Below are 19,355 nucleotides of genomic sequence, written 5' to 3' on the forward strand. Positions count from 1 at the left end.
CGCGGCGGCGGTCAGGCTCCTCCGGGCAGGCGGGAGGAGCCACCGCCGTCGCGGCCGATCGCCTGCAGTACGCGCCAGCCGTCGCCGACCTCGCCGAGGCAATAGTCGCGCGGGAGTTCCACGCGGTCGAGAAGGACGGTGTCCACGCCGGCCCGAGGGGTGGCCCGGGCCTTGGCGACGGCCACGCCGGGTGCGGTCATATCGCAGATGAAACAGGTGAGGCCGTCGTATCCGGTCGCTGCCGGATCGGTGCGTGCCAGCAGCAGGCCCCAGCGGGGTGCGTGCGTGCGGACGCCGAGCAGTTTGGTGCCGATGACCGACCAGTATCCGCCCATCCAGCAGGCTCTGGTCTGGACATCGGCCAACTCGGGGCCGGAGGTGAATTCGTCCAGTAGCTCACACCATTCGGCCCCCTGCGCCAGTGGCCGGGGCCAACCGGCCGCGCGCTCGTGCGCGAGATAGCGTCTGATCCGGTCTCCGGCATCACCGGTTCCGGCGGTACGGCGACGAATGCGGAACGCGGTGAGTTCATGGTGGTCTGCCGACGCGGTGGGCATCGTTCCCTCCTTCGAATCACAGCCATTCTCGAAGCCCCCGGCCGTGCCCCGCTCGTCGCTTGTGAACGAACCGGCGTCCGGTCCGCTGGACGAACTATCCAGCACCGCCGGTAACGAAGACCGCATGCCCCGGTCTCTAGGCTGAAGGCAGTTGTCGGACGAACGGTGGAACCGGACAGGAGAACGGTGGGTGGCGGCAGTACGCGGTGAGGGCTCGCCGGGCAGGTCCCGCAGGCAGCGATCCCAGCTCTCGGACCAGGTCGCTCACGAACTCCGGGCCCGGATCATGGCGGGCACGCTGCGCCCCGGGGACACGATCCACCTGGAGGACACCGCTGCCGAACTCGATGTCAGCATCACACCGTTGCGCGACGCGCTGCTGACCCTGCGCGGCGAGGGTTTCGTCGAACCAGGCGCGCGCCGCGGCTTCGTCGTCAGCGAGCTCAGCCGCGACGACGTCATGGATGTGTTCTGGCTACAGCGGCAGATCGCGAACGAACTGGCCCGCCGCGCGGCGCGCCGGCTCACTCCGGAGGCGTCGCAACGGCTCGACGACCGGATCGGCTCGCTGCGCGCGGCGGTCGCCGGAGGTGATGCCGAGGCGATCTCCGATGCCGAGTTCGCCTTCCACCGCGAACTCAACCGCCTTGCGCGCGCGCCGAAACTGGCGTCGTTCCAATTGAAGATGGGATGGTACGCACCGCATCGCCTGTACTCGGTCGATCGTTCCTGGGGTGAGTTCGCCGTCGCCAGTCACGAGCGGCTGGTCGGCGCGATACGGCGCGCCGATATGGACGAAATCGACGCCGAGACGCGGGTGCTGTTCGCCGACGCGGCGCAGCGCCTCCTCGCTCATCTGGATCGGGTCGGGATGTGGGAGGAATCCACAGACGGGTCCGGAGACGATTCGCCCGCCGACCGCTCGGCGATGCGATCGTAGAGTTGTGCGGCGGTGAACCAGCCCGCGGGCAACCCCACCAACTCCCCGGCCAGCCGCAACGCACCCAGTGCCGCCGCGCGGATGTCACGCACGGAATGGTTGAGTTCCAATGTTTCCGGGCCCGCGGTGAAGACGATGTGATGATCGCTGACCATCGGTCCGTACCGCACGGAGGTGATGTCGGCGTGCCCGCCCATCGTCTCCCGGAGCAGGCGTGCGGTTGCGGACGGGGCATCGCGCTTGGTGGCGGGGTGACGATCGACGATCATCGTCTCCGCGTCGTCGGTGATCGCCCCCGCCAGTTGCGCCGCCAACGCCGCGGTCCGCACCTGAATCCAGTGCAGCGGACTGAGATTCGTGGCCAGCGCGACGGGAATCTCGGCGCTCAGATCGCGCAGCAGGCGCAGCCGCTCACCGCCGGGATTCGAGACGCAGTACAGCAGGGGCGAACCGGTGCGCCGGCACAGTTCCGCCGTATCGTCCAGTGCCGCAGGGTGACTCGCGTCCACGACGACATCCGGACGCTCGGCGCCGATCCGCCGGCCGCCGGACCACACCTCGGCCACGATCGGCAGCCCGCGCCGCGCGCACTCGCGGGCGACGGCACTGCCGAGCCGGCCGGTCGACCCTACGACGGCGACCGTGTTCACAACGACCGTGTTCACAACCATGGGCAGCGACGCTACGGCCGCGGCGTGGGCGGCGCCATGGCGGAGTCGGCCGATCCGCGCACCGCGTTCTTGGACCGAACATCCAGTGCCACAGACCTTTTCGTGATGCATCGTTAACCTGAGCCGGTGTCGCGGGCGGATTCGTCGATGCCCAGCGATGCCGCGCACCGCAACGCGACCTCGAGTTCCAGACGCCGCGCCTCGATGGGATGGCCGAGCAGGTGTTCGATGCGTTCGAGGCGGTATCGGACGGTATTGCGATGTATCCCCAGCTCGCGGGCGGTGGATTCCACGCTGCACATGCGCTCCAGATAGCACCCCAGGGTCTCGCGAAGGCGAGCCAGCGCCGCCCCCGGCCCCGACAGCGCGCTGAGTTCGCGCTCGACGAAGGCATGCATCGCCTCGTCGTCCTGACTGACCAGGTAGTCGAGCTCGACCGAGTCGTAGAGCACCACCCGGCCGGTGCGCCGCCGCATACGCTGAATACGTTGCGCCGCCAGCGATTCCAGGTGACTGCGGCGGAACCCGGCCAGTCCGGGCGCGGGAAGGCCGAAGGCGAGGCGCATCGAACCGGCCGCGGCCAGACCGGACAGCTCCGGGGTGGCGCACCGGTTGGTGCGGGCCCAGGCCCACACGGTGCGGCTTCCGCCCGCCAAGGCGAAACTGCCGCGCGCGTCGAGCTGTGCCGCGATGCGCTGGGCGGCCCGTTCGAGGTCGGCAAGGCTGCCGGGCGCGTCGTCGTCGAGCCACAACAGATAGGCCAGGTGGACGTCGTCGAGGCAATATCCGAGCCGCAGTTCGGCCACCGCGGGATCGATGACGGACCCGGACACGATCGCGCGCACCGTCTCGCGGCGGCGGGCGAATCGGCCGGGCTGGTCGGGGGCGTGCTGGGTGGCGAAGGTCGGGCTGAGCTGTTCGACGCAGGTGCCGGCCCAGTCGGTGACGCATCCGGCCGCGTGCCGGACCAGCTCACGGGTGGCGTCGGCGTCGAGGGAGGCCAGGCTGATCTGATCGGTCAGTACCCGGATCATCGCCTGCTGTCCGGAACGGTAGATGCGCAGCAGGACCCGCAGGTCCATGCCGTTGTGCGCGATCGATTCCGCGAGCACGTAGGCCTCGTCCGGAAGTTCGGTGGGGGTGGCGCCCGTCGCGAGATTGGGCAGCATGATCCGGCCCAGGGCCAGTGTGCTCGCGTGCAGATTGGCGCGCAGCGCGGGCGTATCCATCTCCGGCACGTCCCGCAGAATGTGGCCGTCGGTGTAGGCGACGATCGACTCGAGTTGCTTGTTGTCGAGTAGGTCCGGGATCAGGCTGTCCAGCCATGCGCGGGCCTCGGGTCCGATCGTCGCACCGGTCATCACACCCCCATCGGCGAGTCGTGTCGATGCGAACCGACTCGCAGCAGCCATTGCCGAAAGGAGTGTGCGGGACTCGCTTTCGAATGTCAGGCAGCTTACCAAGCTGCGACTCCCGTGTGAAGGCATGTGCCTTCAGTCCAAGATCGGCGCCCGGAATTGGGCCGATTCATCCAAGCCGGGATCAGCGCATCCGTGCCAGGCTCGCCGGAACGGCACGGCTACGAGGACCGAGCCGATTGCCCGCGATATGGCGCACAGGAGCAGACGTGTCGAAGATCGAAGCCACGCCCGGGGTCGACGGTGTGAACGGAAAGGCGCCGGCGACACCCGCGACCGAAATCGAAGTGCGGAATCCGGCATCCGGTGAGCTGGTGGGAACGGTGGCGATCGCATCGGCCGAGGATGTGGCCGAGGCGACCCGGGCGCTGCGCCGAGCCCAGCCGGCCTGGGAGGCCATCGGTCCGAGCGGCCGGAAGAAGTGGCTGCTGAAGTTGCAGGACTGGGTGATCGACAACGCCGAGGAACTGGCCGACGCCATCCAGTCCGAAACAGGTAAGCCGCGCATCGACGCCCGGATCGAAATCGCCTTCACCGTCGACCAACTCGGTTACTGGGCGCGCAACGCCGCGAAATTCCTCGCCGACCAGTCCGCGTCTCCGCATACGCCGCTGATGCGGGTGAAGCAGCTGACCACGGTCTACCAGCCGTATCAGGTCGTCGGTGTGATCACGCCGTGGAACTTCCCGCTCGCAATGGGCATCGCGGACGTCGTGCCCGCCCTAGCGGCCGGTGCCGCGGTCCTGCACAAGCCCTCCGAGGTCACGCCGCTGACGCCGCTGGTGCTGCAACGCGGCTGGTCCGAGATCGGGGCGCCGGCGGTGCTCGCCGTGGTGTCCGGGGCCGGGGCCACGGGTGCGGCCCTCATCGACAATGTCGACTACGTGCAGTTCACCGGCTCGGTGCCCACAGGCCGCAAGATCGGTGTCGCATGCGCCGAGCGGATGACGCCCTACAGCCTCGAGCTGGGCGGTAAGGATCCGGCGATCGTGCTCGCGGACGCCGATCTGGACCGGGCCGCCTACGGCATCGCCTACGGCGCGCTGGTCAACGGCGGGCAGCTGTGCATCTCGATCGAGCGGGTGTACGTCGAGGCACCGGTCTACGACGAATTCGTCGGCAAGCTGGTCGCGCACGTCAAGGAGTTGCGTCAGGGCCAGGACGATCGCAGCAACTCCTTCGATCTCGGCCCGCTGGCCACGGCCGCCCAGATGCAGATCGTGAAGCGGCACGTGGACGAGGCGATCGCGGCCGGAGCGACCGCCCTGACCGGTGGAAAGCCCACCGGCGCAGGCACTTTCTTCGAGCCGACGGTCCTGGTCGACGTCGACCACTCGATGTCGTGCATCACCGAGGAAACCTTCGGCCCCACCATTCCGGTGGTGAAGGTGGCCGACGAGGCCGAAGCCGTTCGGCTGTCGAACGATTCGATCTTCGGGCTGTCGGCGTCGGTGTGGACCGGAAACCGCGCCCGCGGTCAGCGTCTCGCGCGCGCGCTCAACGTCGGTGCGGTGAACATCAACGATTCGGTCATCAATCTGTTCAATCCGACCATCCCGCACGGTGGTTGGGGACAGTCCGGCACCGGCTACCGCTGGGGCGGCGCGAACGGCCTGCGCAAGTACTGCCGCCCGAAGGCGATCACCGCGCCGTCGCTGCCCACCCAGAAGAAGGAAATGCTCTGGTTCCCGTACTCCCCGTCCAAGTTCGGATTCATGGAGGCGGCGATGCGCGCGATGTCGGCCCGCGGTCGGCGACGCTTCGGCCCACGCTGATCGTTCATCGCTGATCGCTCACCCCTGCCGGGCCGAAATATCGGTCCGGCAGCGGCTGTTGTGCAGGGGTGTGAGCAATGGCGAGGTGAAGATCCGGTTCGGGGTGGGTACGGGTTCGGCCGCCGATCCGGACGATCTGGCGGCCCTGGTGGATCGGCTCGAGGCGGCGGGGGTCGATTCGCTGTGGTTCTCCGAACTGGTCTTCGCGCCGGCCGTCGATCCGACGGTGGGGATGGCGTTCGCGTTGGCCCGCACGAGCCGTCTGAAAGTCGGTACCTCGGTCGCGATTCTGCCCGGGCGCCATCCCGTGCTCGTCGCCAAGCAGTTGGCGTCCCTCGCCGCCCTGGCTCCGAAGCGGGTGCTGCCGGTGTTCGGACTACAGCCTGCGGGGCCGGGGGAGAAGGAACTGTTCCCGGTGCCGGGGCCGCGCGGCGCCGTCTTCGACGAATCGCTGCGCCTGCTGCGAGCGGTGTTGCGCGCCGACGATGTCGATTTCGACGGTGACTACTTCACCGTTCGCGCGGCGACGGTCGGAAAGCGGCCGGCCCGGCCGCTCGACATCTGGCTGGGTGGTCGCGCGCCGGGCGCCTTCCGCCGCATCGGCCGATACGGCGACGGCTGGCTGGGCAGTTTCGTGACCCCGGCCGAGGCGGCGGCCGGGGTCACGGCGATCACCGCGGCGGCGGCCGCGGCGGGCCGGGAGATCGAGGCCGACCACTTCGGCATCACGCTGCTGCTCGCGGAGGACGGCATCCCGGCCGAACTGGCGGCCCGGATCGGCGCGCAGCGACCGGGTGCCGATCCGGGCGATGTGATCGCCGGGAGCTGGGCGGACCTGCACCGGCTCGTGGACGGGTATCTCGCGGCCGGGCTGAGCAAATTCGTGGTGGTGCCTGCCGACGGCACGATATCGGCGCGGTTCGTGGACCGGTTCGTCACCGAACTGCTCCCGCGTCAGAACTGAGGACGCACGGCTACCGGTGCCGTCCGCGGCCGTGCGCTGCGGGCGTCACGGCACGTCGATGACGAGCTTGCCGGCGTTGTGCCCCTCGTCCAGCTGTTCGTGGATCGCGACGATGTCGTCGAGCGGCATGGTCTTCGCGATACGCGGGTGGACGAGGCCGCGCTCGAACAGCGGTGTCATCTCGGTGAGCCGGCGGCGTTCGCGGCTGAGGAAGATGCCGTAGAGCGTCTGGTTGCGCTGGTAGAGATCGTCGAGCCGGCCCTCCGGTCCCAGAATCGTGGCGATGCGTCCGCCGTCCCGGGTGGCGGCGCAACTGCGGCCGACATTCTCACCGCCCACGGTGTCGAGTACCGCGTCGACGCCGCCGCCGTCGGTGTGCGCACGGGCGACCTCGACGAAGTTTTCGCTCTTGTAGTCGATCGGGGTCGCGCCGAGATCCCGCAGCAGCCCCTGATGATCGGCCCCCGCGGTGGCCAGCACGGTGGCGCCGGCCGCGCGGGCGAACTGCACCGCGAAGGTGCCGACACCGCCGGACCCGCCGTGTACCAGCACCGTCTGTCCCGGGCGCACGGCGAGCCGGCGCACGATCGCCTCCCACGCGGTTCCGCCGGCCAGCGGAATCGCGGCGGCCTCCGCGAACGACAGGGTGGTGGGTTTGGGCGCCACGATCGCGGCGGCCGCCACGTGGTACTGGGCATAGGCGCCGCCGCCCGAGGCCAGTTCCGACGTGTAATACACGGCATCGCCGACCGACACGTCGGTGACGCCGTCGCCGACCTGTTCCACCTCGCCGGCGACATCGCTGCCGATCACGGCCGGCAGCGCCAGGTTCGGATTCGCCAGTCCGCGGCGGATGATTCCGTCCACCGGGTTCGCGCTCGACGCCCGGACTCGCACCAGCACCTCACCCGGTCCCGGATGCGGCGCGTCGACGTCCTGAACGGCCAGCGCGTCCGGACCTCCGAATTCCCGCAGCACCGCTGCACGCATGCGCATCTCCTCCTTCGAACGGTCAGCCCGCGACACCGGCGGATGCGGTCTTGCGGGGCAGGGAGCGGATCAGTTTGCGATTGGCGAAGCCGAACATGCCCAGTTCGGACAGTTCGCGGCCGAAACCGGACTGTTTCACGCCGCCGAAGGGCAGATCGGCCTGCGAGGAGGTCGGAGAGTTGATCCACACCATGCCGCTGTCGATCTGCTCGGCCACCGCTCGCGCGCGGTCCGGGTCACTGCTGTACACGGTGGCGCCGAGACCGAACTTCGAGGTGTTCGCCAGCTCGATCGCCTGGCGTTCGTCGTCGACGCGGTACACCACCGCGACCGGGCCGAACAGCTCCTCGGAGTAGGCGCGCATCTCGGGGGTGACATCGGTCAGCACCGTCGCGTCGACGAAGGCGTCCCGCCGCCCCGGCGCGGGTACGTCCGGCCGGCCGCCGCCGGTCACGACCGTGGCGCCCTTCTCCCGCGCATCCTGGACCTGTTCCAGCAGGTCGTCGGCGGCCTTCGTCGAGGACAGCGGGCCGAGGGTGGTTTCCGGATCCGACGGATCGCCGGGGCGCAATGCGCCGAACCGCTCGGCCAGACCGGCCACGAAGCGGTCGAACAAGTCGTCCGGAACGATGAAACGCTTTGCGGCGACGCAACTTTGGCCGGTATTAGCCATTCGTCCGGTGGTCGCCGCATCGATCGTGTCGTCCAGATCGTCGGCATCGAGCACGATGAACGGGTCGCTGCCGCCGAGTTCGAGCACGCACTTCTTGACGTGCCGCCCGGCGATCTCGGCTACCGACGCACCGGCGGCGTCGCTGCCGGTGAGGGATACACCCTGGACGGCGGGGTGGGCGAGAACGTGCTCGACATCGGAGATCCGCAGGAAGACGTTGGTATAGACACCGTCGGGTGCGCCGGCGTCGGTGAAGATCTTCTGCAGTTCGATCGCGGTGAGGGCGCAGATCTTCGCGTGTTTGAGCAGAATCGTGTTGCCCAGCACCAGATTCGGCGCCGCGAACCGCACCACCTGATAGAGCGGGAAGTTCCACGGCTCGATACCGAGCAGCACTCCCAGCGGTGCGTTGACGATCTGGGCTTCACCCTCGTCCACCGGCAGCGCGGTGGGCTGCAGGATGCGCGGTCCGTTCTCGCCGTAGTACTGCAGGATGCTCGCCGCGAGGTCGACCTCGAACTCGCTCTCGGAAATGCGTTTGCCCATCTCGCGAGTGATCAGCCGGGCGAGGTCGTCCTTACGTTCGCGCATCAGATCGGCCGCCGCGGACACCACCCGAGCGCGCTGCTCGATCGGTGTCGCGCGCCACGACCGATAGGCGTCGTCCGCGCGTTCGAGCAGGGCATCGAGTTGCTCGGTCGCCAGATAGGGCAGTTCGGCGAGGGTTTCGCCGGTATAGGCGTCGATCGTCTCGAACGGTTCGGCGTCGGGACCCGAGGCGCTCATCGGCTGGACGTCGGTCGATGTCATCGGTCACCACTCCTTGTACGACGGAATCCGACCCGGTCGGTGTCGGTCGGTCTCGAGTGGTGGCTACCCGCCCACGGCGCACGAAACATCCGCCGGGGTGCGGGGCCGCGGCGGCCCACCGGTCGCCGGTGGGCCGCCGATTCCTCAGGAGACCTTGACGTTGGCCTCGGTCTTGAACTCCTCGCCCGCGATGATCTGCGAGACGAAGCCGTCCGGGCCCACCGGGCGGTCGCCGACCACGGTCACCCGGTGCAGGGTCCGGGTCACGTCGAGGTGGCCGAGGTCCTGGGGGCCGAGGTGGGCGGTCGAGCGGTTGTCCCAGACGGCGACGCTGTTGGCGTCCCAGCGGAACCGGACCGTGTACCGGGGGCTGCTGAGGTGGCCGAAGAACAGCTCGAGGATCTTGGCGCTCTCGACGGGAGAGACGCCGGAGATGTGGTCGGTGAAGCCGGGGTTGACGAACAGTGCCCGCTCGCCCGTCTCGGGATGCACCCGCACCACCGGATGTTCCGAGATCAGCAGATTGTCGTTGATCCGGCGCGCGTAGGCCTCGTTGTCGTCGAACTTGCGGCCGGCCGAGAACCGGTGCACCGCGGTGAGTCCGTCGGCGAACGCCCGCAGCGGCTGCGACAGTCCCTCGTATGCCGCAACGAGATTCGTCCAGGTGGTGTCGCCGCCGAATTCCGGAACCACCTCCGAGCGGAGGATGGAGATGGCCGGCGGGTTCACCGAGGCCGTCACATCGGTGTGCCAGCCGCTGTAGTAGCTGTACTGGCGCTCCTGGGAGTCCGGCCGTGCCGAGCCGTAGCGCCGCTCGTAGACCTGAGGGTCGATGGTCAGGATCTGCGGGGCGTCGCTGGGCGGCGCGTCCTCGTGCGGGTGCGCGTGGGTGAGCTCGCCGAAGCGGCGGCCGAACTCGATCTGCTCGGCGTGGCCGAGGTGCTGATCGCGGAAGAACAGCACCTTGTACTTCAGCAGCTTGCGGCGCAGCCGCGCGACGGTCTCGTCGTCGAGGGGCTTGCTCAGATCCAGCCCACCGATTTCCGCACCGATATGCCCGGCCACCCGATGCACGGTGAAAGCGGCGTCTTTACTTCCGGTCGTTTCGCTCTTTTCGACAGCCAGTGTCATGTCACTACACTCCATCGCATTCGAATGCACCGGGCCGAGAGTCGCCATTGGTGCGGGGAGATACCGTGGGGTGCAATGTTTTTCCGATCCCCACGACGGTTCCGACGATAATTCCGGAACAACTTCCGCCGCACTTGTTGCCGTCGTCGTGATTTCAAATATCCGCGTTATTTATTTTTCCCGGCAAAGAAATTCCGGACGGTTCTACAATGGCATCCCGGCGCGCCGCTCGGCCGATTTGCCCGAGTTCGGATCACGCTGATGCGGAACGGTGCCCAACCTCGCCCGGTCTCGTAGGGTCGGCCGGAGACGTATGGGGACCAGACGGGACCGAGGCCTATGAGACCGGCGAGAGGGTGGCCGACGGCCGCGGGCGCGGTACTTCGCGCGATCTTGGCATTGGGTGGCGCATCGCGTTCGGTGGTCGCCGCCCACGCGGGACTGTCCCCGGCGACGGTGACGAGCCAGACCAGGGCGCTGCTCGAGGCGGGTCTGCTGCGCGAATCGCCCCCGGTGGACCGCTCGCAGCGGGTGGGCCGGCCGCATTCGCCGCTGGAGCTCGATCGCCGGAATGCGGTGGCGGCCATCCATTTCGCGGCCACCCAGACCCGGGTGGCGGTGGTCGACATCGCCGGCACGATCGTCTCGAGTGCGCTGATTCCGCACCGCAGCCTCGAGGGAGCGGATCTGGTCGCCGACGCGGCCGCCGCACTCGCCGCGCTGCGCCGCGAGCTTCCGGAGGGCACCCGCCTGTCCGGTGTCGGCGTCGCGACCGGCGGCTGGGTCGATCCGGAAGCCGGCGTGGTGCTCTCGCACCCGCTGCTGCGCCTCGAGGACACGCTCGTCCGGGACGTGCTGGTGCGGCTCACCGGGCTGCCGGTGGAACTCGACAGCCACGCCCGCGCGATGGTGCACGCGGAACAGCTGTTCGGCGCACTGGATTTCGACGCCTCGGCCGCCGTACTGTTCGTCGGCAATGTCATCGATGCGGCTTTCGCCGTCGACGGCAGGGTCCACTACGGCCCCGGTTCCTCGGCCGGCTCGCTGGCCACGCTCGTGCCGTCCGACGTCGGTCCGGGTGGCCCGGGCCGGCTGGACACCTATTCCGATCGTTCGCTCGAACGGCGTGCGGCCGGTTCGGGGATCATGGCGCAGCCCACGATTCCGGCGCTCATCGCCGCCGCCGAATCCGATCCGCGGGCCCATGCCCTGTTCGAGGATCGGGCGCGTGGACTGGCCGCGGTGGCCGCCGCGCTGCTCGATGTGCTGAATCCGGAGACGTTGATCATCACCGACCGGGCCTTCACCGGCCTGCCGGCGGTGCGGGCCACCTACTTCGACGCGATCGCAGCGCGAGCGCAGGTGCGTTCCGCGCGGCACCGCATCATCGGCACCTCGTTTCCCGACCGCTCGCTGGAGACCGCCGCCGCGGCGGTGCTGCTGCATCGCCTGTACGCCGATCCGCTCGCCGTCGCGGCGGATGGGTTCGGCGCCCACCGGAAGGAGGAGCCCGCGCCGCGGTCCGAATCACCGCAGTTCGAGTCTCGGTAATTTTAAGTCGACCGAATATTGTGGGCCGCAACATAATTCGCGACGATCGATAGATGAGAAAGCTCATCGAAGCGCGACCGTCCACGCGTAGGATGCGCCTCACCCGCAGGGTCGGCGCGGCGTCGTTCGTGGTGCTGGTCGCCGCCTGTGCCTCGTCGGCCTGTGCGACCTCCGGAGGGTCCGCCGACTTCAGCAAACCGCTACCGACCAGCGTGCCGCCGGGCACCTCGCTGAAGATCTCGGCGACCGATATGAAGGTCGCTCTGACCAGTAGCGGCCAGATCGACAAACTGCCCTTCACCGTGCCCGATTGGCCGAATGTCTCCGCCGGCCCGGATGTGATCCAGGCTTTCAAGGGCGGCGCGGTGGAGCTGGCGAGTAACGCCGGAATCCCGTCCATCCAGGCACATGCGCAGGGCCTCGACACGCGCATCGTCGCCGTGCTCTGGCGTAATACCCCCAACTACGGCCTGGCCACCGCACCGGGCAGCAATATCCACAACCTGCAGGACCTGCGGGGTAAGAAGATCGCCTTCTCACCCGGCCAAGCCCAGGGCGGTGTGGTGCTGCGGACCCTGCAGCAGGCCGGGCTCACAACCTCCGACGTCACTCTCGTGCAGCTCAACAGCCCGCAATTCCTCACCGCCCTGCAGGGCAAACAGGTCGATGTGGCGCCGCTGGCCGAACCGTCGCTGACGAAATACCTCGCTCAGTATCGATCCGAGGGCGCCGGCACGGTGCAATCCGACGCGGTCGACGCGTTGAGCGTTCTCTGGGCACCGACCTCGGTGCTGGCCGACGACAAAAAGCTCGCGGCAGTCACGGAATTCGTCAAATTCTGGGCGCGCGCGAAGGTCTGGGAATGGGAGAACCAGGACCGGTGGATCGCCGACTACTACGTCAAGAATCAGGGCGTGAGCGAGGCCGACGGCCGCCGCATCATGGCCACGACCGAGCGGCCGTATTTCCCGGACAACTGGGACAAGTCGATCGACTGGGAACAGCAGACGATCGACTTGATCACCTCCTCGGGTGCCTTCGGGAAATCCTTCGACGCCCACCAGGTGTTCGATCGGCGATTCGAGAAGATCGCCGCCGACGCGGTGGCTCCGCAATATCGCACCAAGGCACAGGGGTGACCCGATGACCGTCGTCTCCGCACATCTTCCCGCTCTCGGCGCGCGTCCCGCCGTTGCCGCGGGCTTCACCACCCGGCCCGCGCGCCGCCGCCTCGGCCTGCGCCGGCAGATCCCGTTCGCGCGGCTACTCGGTGTGGTTCTGCTGCTCGCCGCCTGGTCGGCGGGGGCTTATCTCGGCCTACTCGATCCGCGCAAATTGTCCGCCCCGTGGACGGTGGTGACGACCGGGTGGGACTTGCTCACCGACGGTCAACTGCTCACCAATATCGCGGTCTCCATGCAGCGCGTGGCCACCGGGGTGTTCCTGGGCATTCTGATCGGCACCACCCTCGCGCTGATCGCCGGCCTGTCCCGGGTCGGAGATTCTCTGGTGGACGGCGTGGTTCAGCTCAAACGCTCGATTCCCACGCTGGGCCTGGTTCCGCTGATGATTCTCTGGCTCGGTATCGGCAACGGTTTCAAGATCGTGCTGATCATGCTCGCCGCCGCGGTGACCCTCTACGTGCCCGCGCACTCCGCACTGACCGGTATCGACCGGCGGCTCGTCGAACTGTCGGAGATCCAGGGCGTTTCCCGCTTCGACTTCATCCGGCAGGTGGTGATTCCCGGATCGCTGCCGGGCTTCTTCCTCGGATTGCGGCTCGCGGTGAATACGTCCTGGCTGGTGCTGGTGGTGGTCGAGTCGGTCAACGCGACCGACGGCCTGGGAAAGATGATGCAGGACGCCCAGAACTACGGCCAGGCCGACGTCATCCTCGTCGCGCTCGCCGTCTACGGAATTTTCGGCCTGGCATGCGATTCCGGAATCCGGATCCTGGAGCGAAAGGTGCTGTCGTGGCGGCAAACACTGGCGGACTGACCCCCGACCCCGGTGCGGGTGTGCAACTGGACGGGCTGACCCGCAGCTTCGGCGGCCGAGCCGTACTCGACAACGTCGATCTGACCATCCCCGAGGGCCAGTTCGTGGCGCTGCTGGGCAAGAGCGGATCCGGCAAGTCCACGCTGCTGCGGGCGCTGGCCGGGATCGATCACGGGGTGGCGGGCGAAGGCCTGTTACGGGTGCCGGACCGGACGTCGATGGTGTTCCAGGACTCGCGGCTGCTGCCGTGGAAGCGGGTGCTGCCCAACGTCCTCTACGGTCAGCCCCGTTCCCGCCGGGCCGCGGCGTCCACGCTGCTCGGCGAGGTCGGTCTCGCCGGGCGCGAAAAGGCTTGGCCGGGAGAGCTTTCCGGTGGCGAGCAACAGCGTGCCGCGCTGGCTCGTGCCCTGGTGGGTGAGCCGGAACTGTTGCTGGCCGACGAGCCCTTCGGCGCCCTGGACGCGCTGACCCGCATCCGCATGCACGCCCTGCTGCGCCGCCTCGTCGCGGCTCATCGCCCGACCGTACTGCTGGTGACCCACGACGTCGACGAGGCCATCACCCTCGCGCAGCGGGTGCTGATTCTGGATCGCGGGCGCATCGACGTCGATATCGATATCGACATCGACGGCCCGCGCGATCCGGCGCAACCGCAGTTCCAGCGGATCCGCCGCTCGCTGCTGAGCGCGCTGGGCGCCGATCCGATCGCGGCCTGAGCGCCGATCACCCACTACCGGAAAGACTTTCGACCACCGATGAGCAGAACCCTGCATTTGAACGCATTCCTGATGTCGACCGGCCACCACGAGGCGTCGTGGCGGCTGCCGGAATCGGACCCGTTGGCGCACCTGGATATCGAGCACTACATCCATCTGGCGGAAACGGCCGAGCGCGGCCGCTTCGACTCGATCTTCTTCGCGGATTCGCCGGTGCTGCAGGGTGATCCCGGCCGCCGGCCGGTCGGCAAGCTGGAGCCGACGATTCTGCTGACCGCGATCGCCTTGCGCACCCGCCGCATCGGCCTCATCGCCACGGCGTCGACCAGCTACAACGATCCCTACAACCTGGCGCGGCGATTCGCCTCGGTGGACTGGGTGTCCGGCGGCCGGGTCGGCTGGAACATCGTCACCACCGCCGGTGCCGACGCGGCCCGCAACTTCGGCCTCGACGACGTTCCCGATCACCGGCTGCGCTACGAGAAGGCCGCCGAATTCGTCGACGTGGCGACCAAACTCTGGGACAGCTGGGACGACGACGCCTTCATCGGCGACAAGGAACTCGGCATCCACTCCGACCCGGACAAGGTGCGCGAGATCAACCATATCGGCGAGTTCTTCCGGGTGGCGGGACCGCTCAATGTACCGCGGTCCCCGCAGGGGTATCCCGTTCTGGTGCAGGCGGGTTCGTCCGAGGACGGGAAGGGGTTCGCCGCCCGCTACGCCGAAGCGGTCTTCACCGCGCAGCAGACCCTCGAGGACGGCAAGCAGTTCTACGCCGATCTGAAGGAGCGGGCGCGCCGGCTCGGACGTGACCCCGACACCGTCAAGATCCTGCCGGGCATCGTCCCGGTGATCGGCGACACCGAAGCGCACGCGCGGGAACTCGACGACGAATTGACCCGCCTCATCCAGCCGGAATACCAGCGCCGCACCCTCGCCGAGCGGTTCAAGCTGCCGGTGGACGCGCTGGATCTGGACAGCGAACTGCCCGCCGATCTCCCGACCGAGGACGAGATCCAGGGGGCGAAGAGCCGGTTCACGCTGATCGTCAACCTCGCTCGCCGCGAACGACTCACGGTGCGCCAGTTGATCGCGCGCCTCGGCGGTGGTCGCGGGCACCGGACCTTCGCGGGCACCGCGGAACAGGTCGCCGACACCATCCAGGAATGGTTCACCGACGGCGCCGCCGACGGATTCAACGTGATGCCGGCCGCCCTGCCCTCCGGGCTGGAGAGGTTCGTGGACGAGGTGGTGCCGATCCTGCAGGAACGTGGTCTGTTCCGGACCGAATACGAGGCGAGCACCTTGCGCGGGCACTACGGATTGGCGCGTCCGGAAAACCGGTTCAGCGTGGCCGCCGACGCGGCGATCGCGCAGTGAGCCGGACGGATTCTGCTGCCGAGCAGGGGTGGGTGCGATATCTGCTGTATCGATGTCTGTCGCATCCGCGTGCCGTCGCGGGCGCGGCCGCGGGCGCCCTCGGTAGCGCCGCGCTGACCGCGGCACTACCCCTGGTGGTGCGCCATGTCGTCGATACGCTGGGCGATTCCCGGGTACCGCTGGCCGCCGCCGTCACCGTCCTGATCGTCATCGGTGTGCTCCGGTTCGGGCTGTCGATGCTGCGCAGAGTGTGCTCGTCGACGCTGTCGCTGGGCGTCCAGTTCGATCTGCGGTCGGATCTGTTCGCCGCGCTGGTGCGGATGCCCGGCCGCGAACAGATGGCGGTGTCCACCGGACAGGTGGTGAGCCGCGCGATCAGCGACATCACGCTGATTCAGATGTTCCTGCAACTGATTCCGATCGTCACCGGCAATGCGGCGCTGCTGGTGGCGGCGCTGGTGTTGATGGCGACGATGTCGTTGCCGCTGGCGGGCATCGCGCTGGTGCTGCTGCCGGCACTGTGGTTCGTCACCCGTCGCTCGCAGCGAGAACTGTTCCCCGCCAACTGGGATGCGCAGGCCCAGGCGGCGGAGGTGGCGATGCGGGTGGAGTCCGCGGTCGCCGGTGTCCGCGTCGTCAAGGGGTTCGGGCAGGAGCGCCGGGAGACCGGTGAACTGGAGCGGCGCGCCCGTGACCTGTTCCGGTCGCGGCTGCGCGTGGTGCGGATCACCAGCCGGTTCACCCCCGCGATGGCGGCCCTGCCGGCGCTGGCCCAGGTGTTCATCCTGGTGGTGGGTGGTCTGCTCGCCCTCCACCAGAGCATCAGCCTGGGTACGTTTCTGGCGTTCATGACGTATCTCGGCTCCTTCGTGAGTCCGGTACGGCAGTTCTCGACACTGCTCACGGTGAGCCAGCAGGGCAAGGCGTCGCTGGATCGGGTGCGCGAGGTCATCGACGCGGGCCCGGGCCGGGAGGCGGCCGCGATCCCATCGCCCGCCGCGGCCGCCGCGCCGCCGCGGATCGACCTGTCCGAAGTGAGCGTGCGTATCGGCGACACCGCGGTTCTCGACCACCTGGACCTGACCGTTTCCGCCGGGTCGACGGTGGCGTTGGCGGGCGGCGCCGGATCGGGGAAATCGACCCTGACCGCACTGCTGCCGCGGCTGATCGACCCGGATGCCGGGGTGGTGCGGCTCGACGGCGTGGATGTGCGCGAGGTGCCGGATCTGCGCGGCCGGGTGGCCATCGTCTTCGAGGACACGCACCTGATGGCCGACACCATCCGGGCGAATGTGGCCTACGGCCGCCCGGAGGCCACCGACGATCAGGTCTGGCATGCCCTGTATCTGGCCGCGGCCGACGACTTCGTCCGGCGGCTGCCCGACCAGCTCGACACCCCGATCGGCGAACGAGGGCAACGGCTCTCAGGCGGCCAGCGACAACGGCTCGCGCTGGCGCGTGCGCTGATCACCGACGCTCCCGTGCTGGTGCTCGACGATGCGACGTCGGCGATCGATGCGAAGGTGGAGCAGGCCATCTTCGAACGCATCGCCGCCGAGGTGCGGCGGCGCACGACAGTCGTTGTCGCGCACCGCGTTTCCACACTCGCCCTGGCCGATCGGGTCGTGATCCTGGACGGCGGCCGGGTCGCGGAATCGGGCACCCTGGCCGAGCTTCAGGAATCCGGAGCCCTGTTCGCGACGCTGTTCACGCCACCGGATGTCGCGGAAATCGGTGCGGCACTGCGCAATACGACCGACGGAGTGCCCACCGAGGTCCTGTGGGCAGAACCCGCCGAGTACGGTGACGAGAGTCGCACGCTGGAGCAGATGGCGCGGGCGTTCTCCCACCATGCGGCCGGTGCGGGCGGTTTCGCGCGCGGCGGTGGCATGATGACCTCCGCACCGCCCAGTGGTGATGTGCAGGCCCTCATCGACGCGCTGCCACCGGTGACCGGCGAACCGGAGGTTCCCGAAACATTCACTCGCACCGGCGATCCGGAATTCGGCCTGCGCCGGTTGCTGCGGCCGTTCGCCGGTCCGCTGCTGGCCGGCCTGGGCCTGGTCGCACTGGATGCCCTGGCGCAGATTCTGATCCCGGTCCTGGTGCGCCACGGCATCGACCGCGGTGTTCTGGTCGGCGCGCGGGACGTCCTGCTCGGCGCGGCGGCGCTCGCGGCCGCGGTAGTACTGCTCGACTGGGCGATCAGCGTCGCGCAGGTGCGGGTGACCGGACGAGCCGGGGAACGGCTGCTGTTCGGCCTGCGGGTGAAGACGTTCGCCCAGCTGCAACGGCTGGGCCTGCAGTACTACGAACGTGAACTCGGCGGCCGGATCATGACCCGCATGACCACCGATGTCGACGGTCTGTCCACCTTCCTGCAGACCGGACTGTCGACGGCGCTGACCTCCTCGCTGACCATCGGCGGCGTGGTGATCGCACTGCTGGTGATCGACGCGCGGCTGGCTGTGGTGGTGCTGGCGCTGATGCCGATCCTCTTCGCCGCCACGGTGTGGTTCCGGCGGTTGTCGGTGCCGGCCTACAACACGGCGCGGGACAAGGTCAGCGCGGTCAACGCCTATCTGCAGGAGAACGTCGACAACATCAAGGTCACGCAGGCCTACCGCCGGGAGGCACGGAACCAGGCCAGGTTCGACCGGCTGTCGTGGGAGTACCGCGACGCGCGGCTGCGCAGCCAGACCCTGATGGCGGTGTTCTTCCCGTTCATCGAATTCCTGTCGGTGGTGGCGACGGCCGCTGTCCTCGCCGTGGGCGTGCATCAGGTGCGCGGCGCGGCGCTGAGCGCCGGGACGCTCATCGCGTTCCTGCTCTACATCGATCTGTTGTTCGCCCCGATTCAGCAGCTGTCGCAGGTGTTCGACAGTTATCAACAGGCGGTGGTGGGTGTCGATCGGCTCGGCCGGTTGTTCGCGGTCGAGGTCGCCACCCCGCAGGCGGCGCGGCCGCAGACCGTGCACCGCGTCGACGGTGCGATCGAGGTCCGGGATGTGAGCTTCCGGTACCGGCCCGAGGACGCCGCCGTCCTGCACGACGTGACATTGCGTATCGAACCCGGGCAGCGGGTCGCGCTGGTGGGCGAGACCGGGGCCGGAAAGTCCACGCTGGTCAAACTCCTGGCCCGCTACTACGACCCGACCGACGGGCGAATTCTGGTGGACGGCATCGATATTCGCGAGTTCCGGCTCGAGGACTACCGCAAACGGCTCGGTGTGGTGCCGCAGGAGCCGTACCTGTTCGGCGATACCGTGCGCGACGCCATCGCCTACGGGAAACCGGACGCCGATCCGGCCGAGATCGAATGGGCGGCCCGGGCGGTCGGAGCTCACGAGATGATCGCCGGACTCGACCACGGCTACCACCACCCGATCGGACCGCAGGGCAGGTTGTTGTCCGCCGGCCAGCGGCAACTGCTCGCCCTCGCCCGAGCTCAACTCGTCGAACCCGACATCCTCATCCTCGACGAGGCCACCGCCTCCCTCGACCTCGCCACCGAGGCCCGGGTCCGTGCGGCCATCGACGTGCTCACCGCGGGCCGCACCACGATCGTGGTGGCACATCGGCTCGCGACCGCGGCGGACTCCGACATCGTCGCGGTGATGGTGGGCGGCCGGTTGGCGGAGGTCGGCCCGCACGCGGAACTGCTGCGGGCGGACGGAACCTACGCGGCGCTGTGGCGGGCGTACGTGGGGGCGTCGCGAAGCGAGGACGACCGCGAATCGGCGCGGTTGTAGGGCGGCCAGCCGGTTCGCGTGCGCCC

Annotated in this window: 15 protein-coding genes; 9 read left to right on the forward strand and 6 right to left on the reverse strand. The window is 68.6% G+C overall.

What is annotated here, in order from left to right; genetic code table 11:
• Positions 1 to 11: 11 nt before the first annotated feature.
• Complete coding sequence (locus NK1_RS20625; RefSeq protein ID WP_157104370.1) at positions 12 to 557, reverse strand: acyl-CoA dehydrogenase family protein; 546 nt, start codon at positions 555 to 557, stop codon at positions 12 to 14.
• A 190-nt stretch (positions 558 to 747) separates the two neighbouring features.
• Between NK1_RS20625 and NK1_RS20630 the strand changes: the two genes are divergently transcribed.
• Positions 748 to 1,497: a GntR family transcriptional regulator gene (locus NK1_RS20630; RefSeq protein WP_063010964.1), complete on the forward strand. Its 750-nt coding sequence runs from the start codon at positions 748 to 750 to the stop codon at positions 1,495 to 1,497.
• On the opposite strand, the gene NK1_RS20635 is transcribed toward NK1_RS20630, so the two are convergent.
• Both NK1_RS20635 and NK1_RS20640 read right to left on the reverse strand, forming a co-directional pair.
• Positions 1,410 to 2,168, reverse strand: a complete 759-nt coding sequence (locus tag NK1_RS20635; RefSeq protein ID WP_167354279.1) for a dihydrodipicolinate reductase C-terminal domain-containing protein — start codon at positions 2,166 to 2,168, stop codon at positions 1,410 to 1,412. The two genes, NK1_RS20630 and NK1_RS20635, sit on opposite strands and share 88 nt — an antisense overlap.
• 113 nt (positions 2,169 to 2,281) lie before the next feature.
• Positions 2,282 to 3,529, reverse strand: coding sequence for a PucR family transcriptional regulator (locus NK1_RS20640; protein ID WP_063010967.1), 1,248 nt, complete (start codon positions 3,527 to 3,529; stop codon positions 2,282 to 2,284).
• Between the two features lie 275 nt (positions 3,530 to 3,804).
• Between NK1_RS20640 and NK1_RS20645 the strand changes: the two genes are divergently transcribed.
• Positions 3,805 to 5,361, forward strand: a complete 1,557-nt coding sequence (locus NK1_RS20645; RefSeq protein WP_245660711.1) for an aldehyde dehydrogenase family protein — start codon at positions 3,805 to 3,807, stop codon at positions 5,359 to 5,361.
• 85 nt (positions 5,362 to 5,446) lie between these two features.
• On the forward strand, positions 5,447 to 6,325 hold the full coding sequence (locus tag NK1_RS20650) for a TIGR03854 family LLM class F420-dependent oxidoreductase (protein ID WP_063011052.1): 879 nt from the start codon (positions 5,447 to 5,449) through the stop codon (positions 6,323 to 6,325).
• Positions 6,326 to 6,370: 45 nt separating this feature from the next.
• Here NK1_RS20650 and NK1_RS20655 read toward each other — a convergent pair whose 3' ends face one another.
• The 3 genes from NK1_RS20655 to NK1_RS20665 form a co-directional block, all read right to left on the reverse strand.
• On the reverse strand, positions 6,371 to 7,315 hold the full coding sequence (locus NK1_RS20655) for a zinc-binding dehydrogenase (protein ID WP_063011054.1): 945 nt from the start codon (positions 7,313 to 7,315) through the stop codon (positions 6,371 to 6,373).
• A 22-nt stretch (positions 7,316 to 7,337) separates the two neighbouring features.
• Positions 7,338 to 8,798, reverse strand: coding sequence for an NAD-dependent succinate-semialdehyde dehydrogenase (locus tag NK1_RS20660; RefSeq protein WP_157104371.1), 1,461 nt, complete (start codon positions 8,796 to 8,798; stop codon positions 7,338 to 7,340).
• A gap of 144 nt (positions 8,799 to 8,942) precedes the next feature.
• Complete coding sequence (locus tag NK1_RS20665) at positions 8,943 to 9,929, reverse strand: TauD/TfdA dioxygenase family protein (RefSeq protein WP_063010968.1); 987 nt, start codon at positions 9,927 to 9,929, stop codon at positions 8,943 to 8,945.
• A 339-nt stretch (positions 9,930 to 10,268) separates the two neighbouring features.
• Here NK1_RS20665 and NK1_RS20670 point away from each other — a divergent pair, with 339 nt between their 5' ends.
• From NK1_RS20670 to NK1_RS20695, 6 genes are read left to right on the forward strand one after another with little or no spacing between them, the layout of a single operon-like run.
• Positions 10,269 to 11,480 carry an ROK family transcriptional regulator gene (locus tag NK1_RS20670; RefSeq protein WP_084461283.1) on the forward strand — a complete coding sequence of 404 codons (1,212 nt, stop codon included), beginning with the start codon at positions 10,269 to 10,271 and terminating at the stop codon, positions 11,478 to 11,480.
• A 53-nt stretch (positions 11,481 to 11,533) separates the two neighbouring features.
• Positions 11,534 to 12,619 carry an ABC transporter substrate-binding protein gene (locus tag NK1_RS20675; protein ID WP_245660703.1) on the forward strand — a complete coding sequence of 362 codons (1,086 nt, stop codon included), beginning with the start codon at positions 11,534 to 11,536 and terminating at the stop codon, positions 12,617 to 12,619.
• 4 nt (positions 12,620 to 12,623) lie between these two features.
• The gene (locus tag NK1_RS20680) at positions 12,624 to 13,478 is read left to right on the forward strand and encodes an ABC transporter permease (protein WP_063010977.1); all 855 of its coding nucleotides are present in this window, start codon (positions 12,624 to 12,626) and stop codon (positions 13,476 to 13,478) included.
• Positions 13,454 to 14,194, forward strand: coding sequence for an ABC transporter ATP-binding protein (locus tag NK1_RS20685; RefSeq protein ID WP_063010979.1), 741 nt, complete (start codon positions 13,454 to 13,456; stop codon positions 14,192 to 14,194). The genes NK1_RS20680 and NK1_RS20685 overlap by 25 nt, the downstream gene beginning before the upstream one ends.
• 39 nt (positions 14,195 to 14,233) lie before the next feature.
• Positions 14,234 to 15,577, forward strand: a complete 1,344-nt coding sequence (locus NK1_RS20690; RefSeq protein WP_063010984.1) for an LLM class flavin-dependent oxidoreductase — start codon at positions 14,234 to 14,236, stop codon at positions 15,575 to 15,577.
• Positions 15,574 to 19,329, forward strand: a complete 3,756-nt coding sequence (locus tag NK1_RS20695) for an ABC transporter ATP-binding protein (RefSeq protein ID WP_063010986.1) — start codon at positions 15,574 to 15,576, stop codon at positions 19,327 to 19,329. Before NK1_RS20690 ends, NK1_RS20695 begins: the two co-directional genes overlap by 4 nt.
• The last annotated feature ends 26 nt before the right edge of the window (positions 19,330 to 19,355 follow it).

This window comes from Nocardia kruczakiae NBRC 101016 (assembly GCF_001612965.1).
GTDB lineage: Bacteria > Actinomycetota > Actinomycetes > Mycobacteriales > Mycobacteriaceae > Nocardia > Nocardia kruczakiae.

Coding starts and splice junctions, on each gene's coding strand:
- NK1_RS20625 (WP_157104370.1), bottom strand. CDS start 557: ATGCCCACCGCGTCGGCAGACCACCATGAACTCACCGCGTTCCGCATT.
- NK1_RS20635 (WP_167354279.1), bottom strand. CDS start 2,168: ATGGTTGTGAACACGGTCGTTGTGAACACGGTCGCCGTCGTAGGGTCG.
- NK1_RS20640 (WP_063010967.1), bottom strand. CDS start 3,529: ATGACCGGTGCGACGATCGGACCCGAGGCCCGCGCATGGCTGGACAGC.
- NK1_RS20655 (WP_063011054.1), bottom strand. CDS start 7,315: ATGCGTGCAGCGGTGCTGCGGGAATTCGGAGGTCCGGACGCGCTGGCC.
- NK1_RS20660 (WP_157104371.1), bottom strand. CDS start 8,798: ATGACATCGACCGACGTCCAGCCGATGAGCGCCTCGGGTCCCGACGCC.
- NK1_RS20665 (WP_063010968.1), bottom strand. CDS start 9,929: ATGACACTGGCTGTCGAAAAGAGCGAAACGACCGGAAGTAAAGACGCC.
- NK1_RS20670 (WP_084461283.1), top strand. CDS start 10,269: ATGAGACCGGCGAGAGGGTGGCCGACGGCCGCGGGCGCGGTACTTCGC.
- NK1_RS20675 (WP_245660703.1), top strand. CDS start 11,534: ATGAGAAAGCTCATCGAAGCGCGACCGTCCACGCGTAGGATGCGCCTC.
- NK1_RS20680 (WP_063010977.1), top strand. CDS start 12,624: ATGACCGTCGTCTCCGCACATCTTCCCGCTCTCGGCGCGCGTCCCGCC.
- NK1_RS20690 (WP_063010984.1), top strand. CDS start 14,234: ATGAGCAGAACCCTGCATTTGAACGCATTCCTGATGTCGACCGGCCAC.